16 protein-coding genes are annotated in these 15,397 nt (G+C 69.9%); 11 read left to right on the plus strand and 5 right to left on the minus strand.

Features of this window, described 5'->3' with window-relative positions; genetic code table 11:
- Nucleotides 1-6: 6 nt before the first annotated feature.
- Both AB0M62_RS12650 and nudC read left to right on the plus strand, forming a co-directional pair.
- On the plus strand, nt 7-1,407 hold the full coding sequence (locus tag AB0M62_RS12650) for a dipeptidase (protein WP_366074153.1): 1,401 nt from the start codon (nt 7-9) through the stop codon (nt 1,405-1,407).
- Between the two features lie 44 nt (nt 1,408-1,451).
- On the plus strand, nt 1,452-2,420 hold the full coding sequence (nudC, locus tag AB0M62_RS12655) for an NAD(+) diphosphatase (RefSeq protein WP_366074154.1): 969 nt from the start codon (nt 1,452-1,454) through the stop codon (nt 2,418-2,420).
- Nucleotides 2,421-2,510: 90 nt separating this feature from the next.
- On the opposite strand, the gene AB0M62_RS12660 is transcribed toward nudC, so the two are convergent.
- On the minus strand, nt 2,511-2,759 hold the full coding sequence (locus AB0M62_RS12660; protein ID WP_366074155.1) for a mycoredoxin: 249 nt from the start codon (nt 2,757-2,759) through the stop codon (nt 2,511-2,513).
- Between the two features lie 221 nt (nt 2,760-2,980).
- Here AB0M62_RS12660 and AB0M62_RS12665 point away from each other — a divergent pair, with 221 nt between their 5' ends.
- The 5 genes from AB0M62_RS12665 (at nt 2,981) to AB0M62_RS12685 (ending at nt 6,850) form a co-directional block, all read left to right on the plus strand.
- Nucleotides 2,981-5,188, plus strand: a complete 2,208-nt coding sequence (locus AB0M62_RS12665; RefSeq protein ID WP_366074156.1) for an ATP-dependent DNA helicase UvrD2 — start codon at nt 2,981-2,983, stop codon at nt 5,186-5,188.
- Nucleotides 5,189-5,372: 184 nt separating this feature from the next.
- Nucleotides 5,373-5,666, plus strand: coding sequence for a hypothetical protein (locus AB0M62_RS12670; protein WP_366074234.1), 294 nt, complete (start codon nt 5,373-5,375; stop codon nt 5,664-5,666).
- Nucleotides 5,667-5,836: 170 nt separating this feature from the next.
- Complete coding sequence (locus AB0M62_RS12675) at nt 5,837-6,205, plus strand: WhiB family transcriptional regulator (RefSeq protein ID WP_366074157.1); 369 nt, start codon at nt 5,837-5,839, stop codon at nt 6,203-6,205.
- Complete coding sequence (locus tag AB0M62_RS12680; RefSeq protein ID WP_366074158.1) at nt 6,202-6,525, plus strand: hypothetical protein; 324 nt, start codon at nt 6,202-6,204, stop codon at nt 6,523-6,525. The genes AB0M62_RS12675 and AB0M62_RS12680 overlap by 4 nt, the downstream gene beginning before the upstream one ends.
- A gap of 118 nt (nt 6,526-6,643) precedes the next feature.
- Nucleotides 6,644-6,850, plus strand: coding sequence for a hypothetical protein (locus AB0M62_RS12685; protein ID WP_366074159.1), 207 nt, complete (start codon nt 6,644-6,646; stop codon nt 6,848-6,850).
- A 1-nt stretch (nt 6,851) separates the two neighbouring features.
- Here the strand turns inward: AB0M62_RS12685 and AB0M62_RS12690 are convergent, their stop codons facing one another.
- The gene (locus AB0M62_RS12690; protein WP_366074160.1) at nt 6,852-8,216 is read right to left on the minus strand and encodes an AarF/ABC1/UbiB kinase family protein; all 1,365 of its coding nucleotides are present in this window, start codon (nt 8,214-8,216) and stop codon (nt 6,852-6,854) included.
- A 41-nt stretch (nt 8,217-8,257) separates the two neighbouring features.
- Nucleotides 8,258-9,400 carry a ThiF family adenylyltransferase gene (locus tag AB0M62_RS12695; protein WP_366074161.1) on the minus strand — a complete coding sequence of 381 codons (1,143 nt, stop codon included), beginning with the start codon at nt 9,398-9,400 and terminating at the stop codon, nt 8,258-8,260.
- A 202-nt stretch (nt 9,401-9,602) separates the two neighbouring features.
- Between AB0M62_RS12695 and AB0M62_RS12700 the strand changes: the two genes are divergently transcribed.
- From AB0M62_RS12700 to AB0M62_RS12715, 4 genes are all read left to right on the plus strand, one after another.
- Nucleotides 9,603-10,199 carry a M48 family metallopeptidase gene (locus tag AB0M62_RS12700; RefSeq protein ID WP_366074162.1) on the plus strand — a complete coding sequence of 199 codons (597 nt, stop codon included), beginning with the start codon at nt 9,603-9,605 and terminating at the stop codon, nt 10,197-10,199.
- A gap of 106 nt (nt 10,200-10,305) precedes the next feature.
- On the plus strand, nt 10,306-11,880 hold the full coding sequence (locus tag AB0M62_RS12705; RefSeq protein WP_366074163.1) for a TerD family protein: 1,575 nt from the start codon (nt 10,306-10,308) through the stop codon (nt 11,878-11,880).
- Nucleotides 11,881-11,891: 11 nt separating this feature from the next.
- Nucleotides 11,892-12,572, plus strand: a complete 681-nt coding sequence (locus tag AB0M62_RS12710) for an AIM24 family protein (RefSeq protein ID WP_366074164.1) — start codon at nt 11,892-11,894, stop codon at nt 12,570-12,572.
- Nucleotides 12,573-12,589: 17 nt separating this feature from the next.
- Nucleotides 12,590-13,345, plus strand: a complete 756-nt coding sequence (locus tag AB0M62_RS12715) for an AIM24 family protein (RefSeq protein ID WP_366074166.1) — start codon at nt 12,590-12,592, stop codon at nt 13,343-13,345.
- Between the two features lie 71 nt (nt 13,346-13,416).
- On the opposite strand, the gene AB0M62_RS12720 is transcribed toward AB0M62_RS12715, so the two are convergent.
- The gene (locus AB0M62_RS12720) at nt 13,417-13,947 is read right to left on the minus strand and encodes an NUDIX hydrolase (RefSeq protein ID WP_366074167.1); all 531 of its coding nucleotides are present in this window, start codon (nt 13,945-13,947) and stop codon (nt 13,417-13,419) included.
- The gene (locus AB0M62_RS12725; protein ID WP_366074168.1) at nt 13,944-15,359 is read right to left on the minus strand and encodes a zinc-dependent metalloprotease; all 1,416 of its coding nucleotides are present in this window, start codon (nt 15,357-15,359) and stop codon (nt 13,944-13,946) included. The genes AB0M62_RS12720 and AB0M62_RS12725 overlap by 4 nt, the downstream gene beginning before the upstream one ends.
- Between the last annotated feature and the right edge of the window lie 38 nt (nt 15,360-15,397).

Consider the following 15,397-nt stretch of genomic DNA (forward strand, 5'->3'; position numbering starts at 1 on the left):
GGGGGCATGAGCGACACCCCGGACAGCGCCGTCCGTACGTACATACAGAACCACCGCGCCGCCTTCCTCGCCGACCTCGCCGACTGGCTGCGCATCCCGTCCGTATCGGCGCAGCCGGACCATGCCGGGGACGTACGGCGCAGCGCCGACTGGCTCGCGGCGAAGCTCGCCGAGACCGGCTTCCCGGTCACCGAGATCTGGCCGACCGACGGCGCACCCGCGGTCTTCGCCGAGTGGCCCTCCGGCGACCCCGGGGCGCCCACGGTGCTGGTGTACGGCCACCACGACGTACAGCCGGCGGCGCGTGAGGACGGCTGGCACACGGACCCGTTCGAGCCGGAGATCATCGACGGCCGAATGTACGGACGCGGCGCGGCCGACGACAAGGGCCAGGTGTTCTTCCACACCCTGGGTGTACGGGCCCACCTCGCTGCCACCGGCCGGAGCGCCCCCGCGGTGAACCTCAAGCTTCTCGTCGAGGGCGAGGAGGAGTCCGGGTCGCCGCACTTCCGGGCCCTGGTGGAACGGCACGCGGCGCGCCTCACCGCCGACGCCGTCATCGTCTCCGACACCGGCATGTGGTCGGAGACGACCCCCACCGTGTGCACCGGCATGCGCGGCCTCGCGGACTGCGAGATCGAGCTGTACGGACCGGACCAGGACATTCACTCGGGCTCCTTCGGCGGCGCCGTGCCCAACCCGGCGACGATCGCGGCCCGCCTGGTCGCGGCCCTGCACGACGCCGACGAGCGGGTCGCGGTCCCCGGGTTCTACGACGGCATCGTCGAGCTCTCCGAGCGGGAGCGCGAACTGTTCGCGGAGCTGCCGTTCGACGAGGCCGAGTGGCTGCGTACGGCCAAGTCGTACGGAACCCTCGGGGAGGCCGGTCTTACCACCCTGGAACGGATCTGGGCCCGCCCGACCGCAGAGGTCAACGGCATCGGCGGCGGCTACCAGGGACCGGGCGGCAAGACGATCATCCCGTCGAGCGCCCATCTGAAGCTGTCGTTCCGGCTGGTCGAGGGCCAGGACCCGGACAGGATCGAGCAGTCCGTATGCGACTGGGTCGCCGCCCACGTGCCGGCCGGTATCCGCCACAAGATCACTTTTGGTGCGGCGACCCGCCCATGTCTGACCCCGCTGGACCACCCCGCTCTCCAGTCGGTCGTACGAAGCATGGGCCGGGCCTTCGGCCGGAAGATCCTCTTCACCCGTGAAGGGGGCTCGGGGCCGGCCGCCGACCTGCGCGACGTGCTCGGCGCGCCGGTGCTCTTCCTCGGTATCTCCGTACCGTCCGACGGCTGGCATGCCCCGAACGAGAAGGTCGAACTCGACCTGCTCCTCAAGGGAGTCGAAACCACCGCCTACCTCTGGGGCGACCTCGCCGCCACCTGGCACAGCGCCTGAGCAGCCCGTACCACCCACACCCACCGGGGGAGTTGGAAGCACCTGTGAGCACCACGACCGACCACTACGGCCACCCCGAGCTCGGCGCCGACCGTCCGATCGGGCTCACCGCCCCGAGCGGCATCGACCGCGCGGCCCACCACCGCCTCGACGAGGCCTGGCTCGCCGCCGCCTGGAGCCACCCGACGACCCGGGTCTTCGTGGTCTCCGGCGGGCAGGTGCTGGTCGACGACACCCCCGACGGCGGAACCGCACTCGTCATGACGCCGGCCTTCGAAGCCCCGCCGACGGAGACGCACCGCTATTTCCTCGGCACGGACGAGGACGGGGTCAGTTACTTCGCACTGCAGAAGGACGCGCTGCCCGGTCGCATGGACCAGTCGGCCCGTCCCGCCGGACTCCGCGAGGCGGGACTTCTCCTGTCCCCCCGGGACGCGGGCCTGATGGTTCACGCGGTCGCCCTGGAGAACTGGCAGCGGCTGCACCGCTTCTGTTCGCGCTGCGGCGAGCGCACGGTTGTCGCGGCGGCCGGCCACATCCGCCGCTGCCAGGCATGCGGAGCCGAGCACTACCCGCGTACCGATCCGGCCGTGATCATGCTCGTCACGGACGACGAGGACCGGGCGCTGCTGGGCCGCCAGGTGCACTGGCCGGAAGGCCGCTTCTCGACGCTCGCCGGCTTCGTCGAGCCGGGCGAGTCCATCGAGCAGTCGGTGGCGCGCGAGGTGTTCGAGGAGGTGGGCGTGACGGTCGGCCACGTCGAGTACGTCGCCAGCCAGCCCTGGCCGTTCCCGTCGAGCCTGATGCTGGGCTTCATGGCCCGCGCCGCGTCGCCGGAGGGCTCCGTGATCGATGTGGACGGCGAGGAGATCCACGAGGCCCGCTGGTTCTCGCGCGAAGACCTGCGGGCCGCGTTCGAGTCCGGGGAGGTCCTGCCTCCGTCGGGTATCTCGATCGCGGCCCGTCTGGTCGAGCTCTGGTACGGCGAGCCCCTGCCGAAGCCACTGGCCTGACCGGGCCGGGTCGGGCCTGAACCGGTAGGGCCTCACCGGGCCGGCCCGGTCCGGGCTCGCGCCCGGTCCGGGCCGCGTCTCGGCGACGGTTCAGGCTCCGAGGCCGACCTTCTGCTTGACCTGCGCCAGCGAGGGGTTGGTCAGCGTCGAACCGTCCGTGAAGAGAACGGTCGGCACCGTCTGGTTGCCACCGTTCGCCTTCTCGACGAAGGCCGCGGAGGCCGGGTCCTGCTCGATGTTGATCTCGGTGTACGCGATGCCCTCGCGGTCCATCTGGCTCTTCAGCCGACGGCAGTATCCGCACCACGTTGTGCTGTACATCGTCACAGGTCCCTGCATGGTCTCCCGCGCTCCTCTGGTTCGCTCGCTGAGTCGGTAGTACGTCGGCCGGCACGTCGGTACGCCCCTACGTCGATTACGTGGGTCGGTAGGTCGGTACGTGGCCGCAATGAAGGGGAACGTACGCCAACCGGTTGCCATTCCCGCACTTGTACGACCGCACCCGTCTCCCTGTGGACAACGTGGAGCAAGCGCCTCCGCGGACCTGGCAGCATGGCGGGGTGACAGCAGCAACGCACTCCTCCTCCTCCTCCTCCTTCCCGCAGGTCCCTGACTCACCTGACGCCGTGCTCGCCGGGCTCGACCCCGAGCAGCGCGAGGTGGCCACGGCCCTGCACGGTCCGGTGTGCGTGCTGGCGGGGGCGGGCACGGGCAAGACGCGCGCGATCACCCACCGGATCGCGTACGGCGTGCGGGCCGGGATCCTGCAGCCCGCGAGTGTGCTGGCCGTCACCTTCACCAACCGCGCCGCGGGCGAGATGCGCGGCCGGCTGCGCGAGCTCGGCGCGGGCGGGGTGCAGGCCCGGACGTTCCACTCCGCGGCCCTGCGCCAGCTCCAGTACTTCTGGCCGAGAGCCGTCGGCGGGGATCTGCCGCGGCTCCTCGAGCGCAAGGTGCAGCTGGTCGCCGAGGCGGCGGCGCGCTGCCGGATCCGCCTCGACCGCAATGAGCTGCGGGACGTGACGGGAGAGATCGAGTGGGCGAAGGTCACCCAGACCGTACCCGCCGACTATCCGGCGGCCGCGGCGAAAGCCGGCCGTGAGGCACCGCGGGACGCGGCGGAGATCTCCCAGATCTACGGTCTGTACGAGCAGCTCAAGCGTGATCGGTCAATGATCGACTTCGAGGACGTGCTGCTGCTCACCGTCGGCATCCTCCAGGACCGGCACGACATCGCGGAGCAGATCCGGCGCCAGTACCAGCACTTCGTGGTTGACGAGTACCAGGACGTCAGTCCCCTCCAGCAGCGGCTGCTCGAGCTCTGGATGGGAGACCGGGACAGCCTGTGCGTGGTCGGCGACGCCAGCCAGACGATCTACTCGTTCACCGGCGCCACCCCCGACCATCTGCTGAACTTCCGCACCCGCCACCCCCACGCGACCGTCGTGAAGCTGATCCGCGACTACCGCTCCACCCCGCAGGTGGTGCATCTTGCCAACGGTCTGCTCAACCAGGCCAAGGGCCGCGCCGCGGAGCACCGGCTCGAGCTGGTCTCCCAGCGCGAGCCGGGCCCGGAGCCGGTCTACGCGGAGTACGCGGACGAGCCGGCCGAGGCCGAAGGCACCGCCCGCCGGATCCGCGACCTGATCGCGGCCGGAGTCCCCGCCGGTGAGATCGCCGTGCTGTACCGGATCAACGCCCAGTCCGAGGTGTACGAACAGGCGCTCGCCGACGCCGGAGTGCCCTACCAGTTGCGCGGCGCCGAGCGGTTCTTCGAGCGGCAGGAGGTGCGCAAGGCGATCGCGGGCCTGCGCAGCGCGGCCCGCTTCGGGGGCAACGACCCGCTGCTCGACGATGTCGTGGACCTGCCCTCCCAGGTGCGCGCGGTCCTCAGCGGCAACGGCTGGAGCCCCGAGCCGCCGGCGGGTTCAGGAGCGGTCCGCGACCAGTGGGAGTCGCTCGCCGCGCTGGTTCGCCTCGCGGAGCAACTGCACCTGAGCCGCGCAGACGCGGGTGGGAAGGCCGGGACCACCGCATCCCTGTCCGACCTGGTCACCGAGCTCGACGAGCGGGCGGCCGCCCAGCACGCGCCCACCGTCCAGGGCGTCACCCTCGCCTCGCTGCACGCGGCCAAGGGCCTGGAGTGGGATGCCGTGTTCCTGGTCGGTCTCACCGACGGCATGATGCCGATCACGTACGCCAAGACCGACGAGCAGGTCGAGGAGGAACGGCGCCTCCTCTATGTAGGGGTGACCCGGGCGCGATTGCATCTGAATCTGTCCTGGGCACTGTCCCGGGCCCCGGGCGGCCGGGCCTCGCGCCGCCCCAGCCGTTTCCTGAGCGGGCTGCGCCCCGGCTCTGCGGCGGCGGGCACCCGTGGTGCGGTCGGCGGCGCAGGGGTGGAGCGCGGCAGTGGGCGCAAGCGCGGGCGCCGGGGTCCCGTCCAGTGCCGGGTCTGCGGCAGGACGCTGACCGACGCCGGCGAGATGAAACTGATGCGCTGTGAGGACTGCCCCTCGGACATGGACGAGGGCCTGTACGAGCGACTGCGGGAGTGGCGTGTCGGCCAGGCGCAGGAACTGGGCCAGCCGGCCTTCTGTGTGTTCACCGACAAGACGCTGATGGCGATCGCCGAGGCGGTGCCGGGCAGCGAGGCAGAGCTCCAGCAGATCTCCGGCGTCGGTGGACGCAAAGTCGAGCGCTTCGGCGCCGATGTGCTGGCCATCTGCGCAGGTGAAGAGGTTGGAGAAGCAGACGAGGAGGACTGATGCAAACTCGTCGAGAAAATAGTTTGCGCATGCCCCGCGAAGCCCCATAGGTTCTTAACCACGGGAACGGCGGCTTCTCTGAAGCCCTGTCTTCGTGCTGTACTTATCCGAATACGCATGGGAGTAGGCCCTTTGGGCCGGCTCCCCGAGACGCCGAGAGGAGGCGAGACCAGTGACCAGCTTCATGACCTTCACCAAAATGACCGATCGCTCGGTCGTCGCCACCTGCCCGCTCGGCTCCTCGCTCCGTGGCACCGGTCTGTCCGGCATTTCCGCCGCCAGCCCTGCGTCCCTTGCGGGCCTCCCCGTGCGGGAGCGCAATGAGCGACCGACCCAGGCACCGGAAGCAGCAGTAGCAGTGGCTCAGGCGCATGCCTATGCCTCTGCGGCAGCCGGTGCCGGATGCAAGAAGCAGACGACGCAGCACCACACGATGTGGGCCTTCCGTGGGCTCGAACCCTGGAGTGATCCAGTCTGATCCAGATCAGGCCGGCGCCTTCAGGGCCGCGGAACCCCACCCGGGATCCGCGGCCCTTCTGTTTTGTCCGAACGGATGAGACGGACGAAGGGGCCTCGGGACAGCAGCACCCGGTACCTGCCGACACCCGGCCAACAGGCCGGAACGACCAGACGAGGAAAGAAACCACCGTGCAACTCGAAGCGCACGCCCCGTCCGTACCGCCTTCCCGCCCGATCTCCCCGCCCGATGTCCCGGAGGACTCCACCTTGACTCCGCTCACCGCGCTCACCGCGCTCGACGACGCCATCGAGAACCTCGGGGTACCCGTCCCCTGCCGTTCGTACGACCCGGAGGTCTTCTTCGCCGAGTCGCCGGCCGATGTCGAGTACGCCAAGTCGCTCTGCCGCACCTGCCCGCTGGTCGAGGCCTGCCTCGCCGGTGCCAAGGAGCGCCGCGAGCCGTGGGGTGTCTGGGGTGGCGAGCTCTTCGTCCAGGGTGTCGTCGTCGCCCGCAAGCGTCCGCGTGGCCGTCCGCGCAAGAACCCGGTTGCGGCATGAACATCACCGGAACCATCGACCGACCGCATACGCACGATCCCCAGAAGCAGGCCCCGATGATCCCCTCCACCAGCGAGCCGTCCGGCTCCGCGACTTCAGACGTCACCACCATCGGCGCGAACGCCTCGCGTCAGAACAGGACCCGCGAGATGCAACTCATCCCAGAAGCCATGGCGCGTGCGCATATGCACGACCGCATGCGTGAGGCCGACGCTCAACGCCAGGCCGTGCGCCTGGTCGCCGCCCGCCGCATGCAGCGTCGCGCCGAGCGTGTGTCGATGCGTGCCCGGCGTGCGCTGGCCATGGCGGTCATGCACTAGTCAAATGGTTCAGTAGGCGGAAGCGCCGAAAGACATCACCTGGGGACCGGTCCGAACGGACCGGTCCCCACGTGCGTTGCGGACGGCCGTCGACCGTCCGCGGCGATATCGTCTGGAGGTGGACCAGCAGACTCCTCACCCTGGGAAGCCGGGTGCCGAGACCGAGACCATGGTGTGCTCCCGCTGCGGTAAGACGTCGGCCGAGGGAGCACCGCCGACCTGGACCTGCTCGATGGAGAACGGCCGCTGTCTCTACTTCTGCGACGACTGCGCCCGGGCCAACCTCAGAGCGATCGAAGGCCGGCTCGATTCGTCATGGTGGTGATTCAAGCCTCCGCTCCGACAGCCCGTTCGTCCCCTTCCTCCTCGGCATCGGGGAGGAACCCGGGAAGCCACGCCTCCAATTCCTCCCGCAGCCGGACTTCCGCCCCGAGCTGGCACAGCACCCCGATGGTGCTCAGCGTCACCCGGTGTATCAGCAGATAGGCCGGCGGAAGGTTGAGCTGCTTGCCCAACTGGTGGGCGGGCGAACGTGGATCGGCGATGCGCGCCGCCTGATTGCGCATCCACCCTCGGGTGAATGTGAACTCCTCCGCCTCGGCCGGCTCGATGATCGGCCGCAGATAGTCCAGCACCGAGTCCGGGGCGAGCTCTATGGACTCCTTGACGAACCCCTCCGCGCGAAGCAGCTCGTACACCGCCCCGCCATCACCCTCGATCGTCATCCGCAGCGACTCGCCGATGGTCCTCGGCAGCCCGCCCGGCAACCGGTCCACCGTGCCGAAGTCCAGTACGCCGAGGCGCCAGCCGCCCGCCTCGGGCAGCAGCCGGAAGTTCCCCGGATGTGGGTCCGCGTGCAGCAGTCCGGTACGTGCCGGGCCTGAGAACAGGAACCGTGCGAGCAGCTGCCCGGCCCTGTTCCGCTGCTCGGGTGTACCGTCCGCGATCACCTCGGCCAGCGGTATGCCGTCGATCCACTCGGTCACCAGGACCTGGTCGCTCTGGTGCACGACATCCGGCACCACGACATCCACGTCCCCGGCGAACTCCGCCGCGTGGGCGCGCTGGGCCTGAGCCTCCAGCTCGTAGTCCAGCTCCTCCGACACCCGGTCGCGCAGTTCGGAGATGAGCGGCTTGATGTCCATGCCGGGGATCAGCGGTCCCAGCATCCGGGCGAACCGGCTCAGCTGCGCGAGGTCAGAGAGAAGTGCCTCCCCGGCCCCCGGGTACTGCACCTTGACGGCGACCTCCCGGCCGTCGTGCCAAACCGCCCGGTGCACCTGGCCGATCGAGGCGGCTGCCGACGGCTTTTCCTCGAAGTCCAGGAACAGTTCGCGCCAGTCCTCCCCGAGCCGCTGTTCCAGCACCGAGTGCACCGTGCGCGTCGGCATCGGCGGTGCGGCCTCCTGGAGCTTCGTCAGTGCGGCCCGGTACGGTCCGGCGATCTCCTCGGGGAGGGCCGACTCGAAGACGGACAGCGCCTGCCCGAACTTCATGGCCCCGCCTTTGAGCTCCCCGAGCACTTTGAACAGCTGCTCGGCCGTGCGCTGTTGCAGTTCCCGCGCCACTATCTCCGCGGACTTCCCGCCGATTCTCTTGCCGAGGCCCCACGTCGCCCTGCCCGCGATGCCAAGTGGCAGCGCGGCCAGCTTGGCGGTTCGGGTGACCGCCTTCCGGGGAAGATCAGACATTCGCCCCTCCAAATCCCAGACAGCCGTGCCGCGAACGGCGGTTACCCGGCCATTGTGTCCTGTGGCTCCCTGGTCCCCGAGGAGTGCTCCCCTTCAGTGTTCCCAATGGCGCCGCAGGTACAGTCGCGTTGTGGTGTGATCCGCGTCGACTGCCATTCCAGCAGCGGCAGAGCGGCCTCCCAGCGTGCGCCCGTACTAGCCGGCAGCTCCCCGTCCAGAAAAGCCAGGGCATGAGCGGCGGCCAGTCCCGCCACTGCCGAGGCGAGCGCCAGGTCACACGCCGGAACGCAACCACGCCCGGACCGCCACTGTGCCAACATGCGTGGCCACGCCGGATCCCGGTCCGCCCGCTCCAGTGCCAGACAGCCCGCGCACGCCGTACCGCCGGGGAGCACCAGCGGACCGACCAAGCCCGTGCCCTCGATCACTCCGGCGTACAGATGGGGGGTGCCGGACGCGATCCAGGTTTCGGTGGCGGCCGGATCCGGCGCGTACGCGGCGAGCCCGTCCCGCGGCGCGACGACCACCAGGGACAGACCCGGCTCGGCCCCGGGGGTGCTCTCCGACACCTCCGATGCCCGCGGGGCCCGGTCCGGCGCGGCTCTGCGCACCGTCCGGCGCGCGGCCGCGTCCCTGCGGTCCCCGACGGACTCCAACGGCAGTCCACCGGGGGAGACGTCCCCGGCGTCGGCGCATCCGCCGTCCATGACGTCGACCCGGCCCACCCCCGATCCGGAGAGCAGAGCGGCGATGGCCGCCCCGACCCGGCCCGCCCCGCGCACCTGCACGCGCAGAGCCCGCCGCGAAGCCAATCGCCGTATCCCACCGCCCGGTTCCGGATGAACCAGCGAAAGCGACGCCAGATCGGGGCGCAGCCGGTCCAGTGCGGCGGTCCGCTTACGTATGGCCTCGGCGCCCGGACCGCCGGCAGTCGCGTCATCGATGAGCCCCGCCGCCGCGAGTCGCCGGACGAGCGCGTCCACGTGCCCGTCCGGCAGTCCCATCGCCCGGCCCTCTTCCCGCAGCAGCGCCATCCCGCGTGTGCCGTCGAGCAGGCCGAGGAAACTTCCCGTCGCGGTGTCCACCGGACCGAGCACCACCGCATGCGCGGGTGTCACTCCGAATTGCACGGTCTGACGATCTCGCCAGCCACGCCGCAAGGCGGGCTTCACCATCGGATACATCTGTGCCCCCGATCTGTTTCCGGATCTTCCCGGAACCCCCGTTGTCGGTGCAGTCAGAATGCCCGCCGCGGGCGAAGGCCGCGGAAAGTTGTCCACAGGTAGCGGCCATTAGTCGTTCAAATGGTGCACCTCGTGGAGTGGATCACGCCGGAACCGTCACCGGGGCGGGACTTCACCCACTGACAGCGGGTAACGTCGTGGCGTGCCCGCCGACCCACTGCACCGCGCCACCGGCCCGAAGCGCAGCATGACCAGCCAGCCTCCCGGCGGCCCGTGGGCGAGCGCGGTCGAGGTCCGCAGGAGCACGCGACGCAACAGAACGGTCTCCGCCTACCGCGAGGGCGATCGCACGGTCGTCCTGATCCCCGCCCGGATGTCCGAGGCGGAGGAGCGTAGGTGGGTGACCGTGATGCTCGACAAGCTCGCCGCCCAGGAGAGCAAGCGCATCCTCGGCGACTCGGAACTGACCGAGCGCGCCGAGCGCTTGTCGGCCCAGTATTTCGAGGGACGGGCCAAGCCCACCTTGGTCCGCTGGGTCACCAACCAGAACACCCGCTGGGGCTCCTGCACTCCGGCGGAGGGCAGTATCCGCCTCTCGCACCGGCTGCAGGGCATGCCCGAGTACGTCGTCGACTACGTACTCCTCCACGAGCTGGCCCATCTCCTGGTCCCCGGGCACGGGCCGCGTTTCTGGCGGCTGCTGGAGGCCTATCCTCGGACCGAACGGGCCCGCGGTTACCTCGAAGGAGTGGTGGCCGCCGACCGGTTGCCGCACCTGCCGGCCGCGCGGGGCGAGTGACGCAAAGTGATCTGTACCGGCTCTGTACCGACTTCGCTCATTGTCGGGTTTTGCGGTTAGCCTGGCGCGACGCATTCACATTCGGGATGGGGGACGGTCGTTACGCATGGCCAGGGAATTCCAACGCGGCCACAAGGCCAAAGTCAGTGACCTCACAGCGGGGACGGATCTGTACGTAGGTGTGCAGATCGCCGGCCCCGGGCTGACGTTCGACATCAGCTGCTTCGGCCTCGATGCGAATGAGCAGCTGTCGGACGACCGCTATTTCATCTTCTTCAACCAGCCGAAGTCACCGGAAGAGTCCATTCAGCAGTTGGGTGCGCAGGCCGGTGACACCGAGTCCTTCCGCGTCACCCTGGACCGTGTCCCCGCGAACATCCACAAGCTGTCCTTCACCGCCACCATCGACGGCGCGGGACAGATGTCCCAGGTCGGCCCCGGTTACATCCGTATCGTCGCGGGTGGTGAAGAGGTCGTCAGGTACGCCTTCACCGGCTCGGAGTTCACCACCGAGCGCGCGGTCATGCTCGGTGACTTCTACCTGAAGGACGTGTGGCGTTTCGCCGCCGTCGGTCAGGGCTTCGACGGCGGGCTCGACGCGCTGCTGCGGAACTTCGGCGGCGAGGTCGCCGAGGACCAGTCAGCGGCACAGCCGCAGGCCGCCGCCCCGTCTTTCGCCCCGCCGCCGCAGGCCGCCGCCCCCGCACCCTCCTTCGGCGCCCCGGCCGCTCCCCAGGCGCCGCAGTCTCCCGCCGGGCAGATGCACACGGCGCCGACGATGGCTGCCCCGTTGGCTCCGCCGGCCGCCCCGGCCCCGTACGGACAGCCGCCCACGCCGCCGCAGTTCGGCCAGATCCCGGGCCAGGCCCCGGCGGCGCCCGCGCCGTACGGACAGCCCCCGGCGCCGCCGCAGCAGTACGGACAGCCGCCCCAGCAGCCGCCGTTCGGCCAGGTTCCGGGCCAGCCGCCCGGTGCGTACGGACAGCCCCAGGGCGTCCCCCAGAACGTCCCGCAGACCGGCGCCGGACTTCAGGCCGCCTTGCAGCCGTACAAGGAAGCCGCGACCGGTTCCCGCTGGACGCCCCAGAACCAGCAGCTCATGCGCGTGGATCTGTCGATGGGCGGCACCGCCGTGCTCGCCCGTCAGGGCAGCATGGTGCTCTACCAGGGCAAGGTCGACTTCAGCTACAAGAGCGCCGGATTCGCCGGCCGTATCGTGGGCAATGCCACCGGCCAGGAGATGCAGCTGATGCGCTGCACCGGCCGCGGCCAGGTGTTCCTCGCCGACGAGGGAGCGCACCTGCACTCGATCGAACTGCAGGGCGACGGGATCTGTGTCTCCGCGGAGAACGTCCTCGCCTTCGACGAGTCGCTGCAGCACGAGGTCCGCAGGATCGAGGGCCACGGCATCCCCGGCGGCGCCCTGTTCACCATGCAGTTCCAGGGCACCGGCACGGTGGTCGTCAAGACACACGGCGTCCCGGTGGTTCTGCCGGTCACCCCGACGACGTTCGCGGACAGCAACGCCATCGTCGCCTGGTCGTCCGCCTCGCAGGTGATCATCTCCAGCCAGGTGCGGCTGCGCCGCAACGCCTACCCGGGCCACAGCGGTGAGACCGTGAACCTCCAGTTCCGCGGTGCCCCGGGCAACTTCATCGTCGTCCAGCCCTACGAGGTCTGAGGGAGCCCGTCATGAACCAGCAACTCGCGGGCTACGTCCCGACCCCGATCGCGGCCCGTATGGAGAACCACGGCCGCAGCATGCTCAAGGTCGCCATGCAGAGCGGCCAGGACCTCTTCGCGCGCACCGGCTCGATGGTGGCGTACGAGGGCTTCATCCAGTACGAGCCGAACCCGCCCGCCGTACGGCAGATGGCCGCACAGTGGGTGACCGGCGAAGGCGCGCCGATCATGAAGTGCACCGGCGACGGCCTGCTCTATCTCGCCGACTACGGCGCGGACGTCGTCGTCATCAACCTCAACAACGACTCGCTGTCGGTCAACGGCACCAACCTCCTCGCGTTCGACGCGCACCTCCAGTGGGGCGTGGAGAAGGTGAAGGGCCTGGCCAAGTTCGCCGGGCAGGGTCTGTTCAACGTTGAGATCGCGGGCACCGGCTGGGTCGCCCTGACCTCCCGCGGCACCCCGATCGTCGTCGACTGCGGGCGGGGCGAGGACGAGACGTACGTCGACCCGGACGCGCTCGTCGCCTGGTCCCCGAACCTCAAGGTGAAGGGCAAGCGCAGCTTCAAGGCCTCCTCGGTGATCGGCCGGGGCAGCGGTGAGGCGTACCAGATGGCCTTCTCCGGCCAGGGGATCGTCGTCGTACAGCCGAGCGAGGACAGCACGGACCGCCTTCGGGTCCGGGGCTGAGGGGGAGCGAAGACACCATGCAGAGCGCACTTTTCAGCAACACGGAGCAGCAGTCCCTGGACCGCTATGTCGTACAGAACCCGCAACTCCTGCGGGTTTCCCTGACCGGGCAGGACGACGTCCTCGCCCGCAAGGGGGCGATGGTCGCGTACCAGGGGCTCATCGACTTCGACGGCGAGTATCAGTCGAGCGGCCAGCGCCGCGCCCGCGCGCGCACCGGTGAGGGCCTCGATCTGATGCGCTGCTCGGGCCAGGGCACGGTCTACCTCGCCAACCTCGCGCAGTACGTCCACGTCGTGGATGTCGAGCGCGAGGGCATGACCGTGGACAGCAGCTATGTCCTCGCACTGGACTCCACGCTGAACACCGAAGTCATCGCGGTGGACAGCCAGTACGGAATTTCCGGCTCCGGCAAGTATCAGCTCAACATCTCCGGGCAGGGCAAGGTCGCGTTGATGACCTCGGGTCAGCCGCTGATGATGCACGTGACGCCGGACAAGTACGTCAACGTCGACGCGGACGCCATCGTCGCCTGGTCCACCTCGCTGCGTGTGCAGATGCAGGCCCAGACGCACTCCACCGGAGTGTGGCGCCGTCGCGGCAACACCGGCGAGGGGTGGGAGCTCAGCTTCCTCGGGCAGGGCTTCGCCCTGGTCCAGCCCAGCGAGGTGCTGCCGCCGCAGAACGCGCTGATCGGCCAGGGCGCCCGCGCCCAGTTCGGAGTGGGCCAGCACGGCTCGCACGCGCAGAACCAGAACAACGCCTGGAGCTAGGCCCCTGGTGGGGCGGTCTCGCGGGTGAGGGGGCGGGGCTCAACTGTGAGCCCCGCCCCTCGCCCATGCCGTCAGAGCGCCGCGCGCGTGCGCTCGAGAAGCCGTACCACCGACTCGTCGGCCACGCCCGCCACCTCGTCGTAGGCGAACCAGCGCAGATCCAGCGACTCGTCGCTGATCGCTTCCACCGCGCCGGCCGGGGCCAGTGCCGCGTACTGCACGTCCAGGTGCCAGTTGCACGGCGCCGGAATCGGATGCCGGTCCAGCGTCACCGGGCCGCCCGGCAGCAGGGTCAGCCCGGGCACACCGGACTCCTCGGTGGCCTCGCGCAACGCCGCCTGCCCGAGCGTGTAGTCATCCGGCTCGCAGTGCCCGCCCATTTGCAGCCACATCTGCAGCTTCCGGTGCAGGGTGAGCAGCACACGGCCGCGGGACGGGTCGATCACCAGCGCGCTGGCCGTGATGTGTCCGGCCCGGCAGGCCTTCCACATCCCGTCCGGATGGACCGACAGATGGTCCAGGTAGGCCTGGCGCAGCTGCTCCTGCTGCCCTTGTGCCTCGAAGTTCTTGAGTACGAGAACGGCGTCGTCGTGCAGGCTCACTTCTGGTTGTCGTCCTTGTCGTCCTTGTCGCCGCTGTCGTCCGCGTCGCCCCGGTCGTCCCTGGGCGCGGCCTCGCCCAGCATCTTGTCCAGCTCCGAGAAGTCCAGGTGCTCCCGGTGCACGAACCCGTCCGGGTCGTCCAGGTCGGAAGCCGTCGGCAGCATGTCCGGGTGCTCCCACAGGTTGTCCCGGCCGTCTACACCACGTGCGTCCGTCAGCGACGCCCACAGCCGCGCGGCATCCCGCAGCCGGCGCGGGCGCAGCTCCAGGCCGATCAGCGTCGCGAACGTCTGCTCCGCCGGACCACCGGAGGCCCGGCGCCTGCGCAGCGTCTCGCGCAGCGCGTCGGCGGAGGTGAGCCGGGGCTTGGCCGCCTCGTGCACCACGGCGTCCACCCAGCCCTCGACCAGCGCCAGTGCCGTCTCCAGCCTGGCCAGTGCCGCCTTCTGCTCCGGGGTGTCCTCGGGCTGGAACATGCCCTGCTGCAAGGCGTCCTGCAGTTGTTCCGGGTGCGTCGGGTCGAGCTGGCCGACGACGTCCTCCAGCTTCGAGGTGTCGACCTTGATCCCCCGGGCATATCCCTCGACCGCGCCGAACAGATGCGAGCGCAGCCACGGCACATGGGCGAACAGCCGCTGGTGGGCGGCCTCGCGCAGCGCCAGATACAGCCGGACCTCGTCCTTCGGCACGCCCAGGTCCTTGCCGAGAACCTCGATGTTCACCGGCAGCAGCGCGGCCCTGCCCGCCGGCCCCAGCGGCAGGCCGATGTCGGTCGAGCCGACCACCTCGCCAGCGAGGACGCCCACGGCCTGCCCGATCTGCTGGCCGAACATGGCGCCGCCCATGGACCGCATCATGCCGAGCAGCGGGCCCGCCATGGCCTGCATCTCCTCGGGCAGTACGTCACCCATGGCCGCGCCGACGCGCTCTGCGACCGGGTCGACCAGGTCTTTCCACACCGGCAGGGTCGCCTCGACCCACTCGGCGCGGCTCCACGCCACAGCCGAACCGGAACCGGACGGCAGGGACGTCACCCCGTCCAGCCACAGGTCGGCGAGGCGCACGGCCTCTTCGACCGCGGACCGGTCGGCGGGACCGACGCTGGCGTCCTTGCTCCCGTCGGAGGTGCCCTGCGCGACGGTCTGCCGCGCGATGTCCTTAGCCATGTCCCAGTTGACGGGACCGCCCTCGTAGCTGAGCATCTGGCCGAGCTGCTGGAAGGCCGCACCCAGATCGTTCGGGTTCAGCGAACCGAACATCGCGGCGAACGGATTGTCCGCGCCGCCTGCCCCGCCGAACCCGAACGGATTCGCCGGGCCGCCCTGGCCGCCCTCATTGCCCTTCTTCTTGCCCTCGTCGCCGTTCTCCGGCTCCTCCGGCGGAAGGCCGAATCCGAATGGGGAGTCACTCACGGGTTTCCTCGGCTCGTAAGGCCGCCGACGGGAGTCGA

This window comes from Streptomyces sp. NPDC051219 (assembly GCF_040682335.1).
Classification (GTDB): Bacteria; Actinomycetota; Actinomycetes; order Streptomycetales; family Streptomycetaceae; genus Streptomyces.

What these genes read in the sequence shown, in the direction of transcription:
- AB0M62_RS12670 (WP_366074234.1), top strand. Translation starts at nt 5,373, where the DNA reads ATGACCTTCACCAAAATGACCGATCGCTCGGTCGTCGCCACCTGCCCG.
- AB0M62_RS12690 (WP_366074160.1), bottom strand. Translation starts at nt 8,216, where the DNA reads ATGTCTGATCTTCCCCGGAAGGCGGTCACCCGAACCGCCAAGCTGGCC.
- AB0M62_RS12710 (WP_366074164.1), top strand. Translation starts at nt 11,892, where the DNA reads ATGAACCAGCAACTCGCGGGCTACGTCCCGACCCCGATCGCGGCCCGT.
- AB0M62_RS12650 (WP_366074153.1), top strand. Translation starts at nt 7, where the DNA reads ATGAGCGACACCCCGGACAGCGCCGTCCGTACGTACATACAGAACCAC.
- AB0M62_RS12705 (WP_366074163.1), top strand. Translation starts at nt 10,306, where the DNA reads ATGGCCAGGGAATTCCAACGCGGCCACAAGGCCAAAGTCAGTGACCTC.
- AB0M62_RS12680 (WP_366074158.1), top strand. Translation starts at nt 6,202, where the DNA reads ATGAACATCACCGGAACCATCGACCGACCGCATACGCACGATCCCCAG.
- AB0M62_RS12715 (WP_366074166.1), top strand. Translation starts at nt 12,590, where the DNA reads ATGCAGAGCGCACTTTTCAGCAACACGGAGCAGCAGTCCCTGGACCGC.
- AB0M62_RS12695 (WP_366074161.1), bottom strand. Translation starts at nt 9,400, where the DNA reads ATGTATCCGATGGTGAAGCCCGCCTTGCGGCGTGGCTGGCGAGATCGT.
- AB0M62_RS12660 (WP_366074155.1), bottom strand. Translation starts at nt 2,759, where the DNA reads ATGCAGGGACCTGTGACGATGTACAGCACAACGTGGTGCGGATACTGC.